We start from the raw sequence: 1,731 nt of genomic DNA, 5'->3' as shown, positions 1-1,731 counted from the left end.
ACCTTTGCGGCCTGCAGTTCCTCGGTGGAGTAACCCCAGCCCACATTGTGCGGAGCAAGGAGTTCTTCGCGGAAGAAGCGGGGCAGCTGGTCGTCTTCGTCGGTGAAGCCGGCGCGCTTGTTGAAGTCCAGTTCGTCCTTGAGGCAGTTCACGCCGATGCCGATCATCTCGTCGACGCTCATCTCCTTGCCGGTCAGACCGGAGATCAGCTTGGCCATGCAGGGTACGCCGCGGGCGTCGTCCAGGATCGCAAAGGCCACGAACAGGCAAAGGCCCAGGGAGTCGACGGCCGCAGTGGCGATCTGCAGGTTCTTGGAGATCTCGATGTTGCCTTCCTTCTTGTGACCATCGACGTCGCCGCCGACTTTCAGCACGTTCTGGCACACGCCGTAGCCGGCGGTGTGGTCAGCGCCCATGGGAGTCGTGGCGTAGGTCACGCCGACGCCCTTGACTGCGCGCGGATCGTAGGCAGGCAGGGACTGGTTCTTGACCACGGGGATGCGGTCCACGCCGAAAGCCTTGGCCGTGTAGGAAGTGCCGTTGCCGTAGATGCGGCCCAGCGGATCGCTCGTGCCGACCTTGTTCAGTTCGGCCAGAACGCCCTTGCTGTCGCCCCAGGCGAGCGTGCCGCCTTCCATGGCCATGGCCATGGTGTTGGCCATCTCGATGGTGTCCACGCCCACTTCGTCGCAGGTGCGGTCCATGGCGGCGATGTCGTCAAGATTGTCGATCATCAGGTTGGCGCCGAAGCCCCAGATGGTCTCGTACTCGAAGCCGGTGGTCAGGTACTTGCCGTCCGCGCCGTGGTAAACCTGGGAGCACTGGATCACGCAGCCGGTGTGGCAGCCGTGCTTGACCTTGCCGCCGCGCTTTTCGATGTTGGCGGCCAGGGTCTCGCCGGAGATCTTCTCTGCGCCGTCGAACTTGCCCATGCGGAAGTTCTTGGTCGGCAGGGCGCCGGCCTCGTTGATGACGTTGACCAGAACGGCGGTGCCGAATCCGGGCAGGCCCTGGCTGGTAACGGGATGATTGCGCAGCACGTCGACCCATTCCTTGCGGGCTTCCTTGAACAGTTCCTCGTTGCCATAGACGGTTTTGGCGTTGGCGTCGCCGTCAAGGATGATGGCCTTGACGCCCTTGGAACCCATGACCGCGCCCAGGCCGCCACGACCGGCGGAACGGGAGGGCAGTCCTTCGGGATCGGAGAACTGGATGGTGGAGGCGCACAGGCACTGCTCGCCGGCGGGTCCGATCAGGGCGGTAACGGCCTTGTCGCCGTAAGCGGCCAGGAGTTTTTCCTGGGCGGCGTAGTTGCGCATGCCGGTCACTGCAGAATCCTTGAACACGACCTTGTCGGCGGAGATGAAGATCTCCTGCATGGGGGAACCGGCCTCGGGCTTGTCTTCGAGGATGACGGCCAGAAGATCGAGCTTGGGCAGGGTGTGCGCGAACTGTCCGCCGGAGTTGCTCTCCTTGATGCCGCCGGTCAGGGGCGACTTGGCGCCGACGGAAATGCGGCCGGAGTTGGCTGCATTGGTCGGGGCGAGCACGCCGGCCGCGAAAATCAGCTTGTTTTCGGCGGAAAGCGGGTGACAGTTTGCCGGGACTTCCTTATTGACCACTCTTGAGGTCAGGGCACGACCTCCAAGACCGGCCAGCTCGCCGAGTTCTTCAAACTTGAAGCTTTTGGTTCTGGTATTGATGCGTAGGATTTTCATGAAGACTCCTTGA

General features: G+C 62.8%; 1 protein-coding gene. It reads right to left on the bottom strand.

Features of this window, described 5'->3' with window-relative positions:
- A partial coding sequence (locus tag BMZ24_RS19295) for an aldehyde ferredoxin oxidoreductase C-terminal domain-containing protein (protein ID WP_092194748.1) occupies window positions 1-1,718 on the bottom strand: 1,718 nt, incomplete at its 3' end.
- Window positions 1,719-1,731 lie beyond the last annotated feature (13 nt).

The organism is Desulfomicrobium norvegicum, from assembly GCF_900114595.1.
GTDB lineage: Bacteria > Desulfobacterota > Desulfovibrionia > Desulfovibrionales > Desulfomicrobiaceae > Desulfomicrobium > Desulfomicrobium macestii.
The sequence above is the reverse complement of the archived record's forward strand: the minus strand, read 5'-3'. Positions and strand labels throughout refer to the sequence as shown.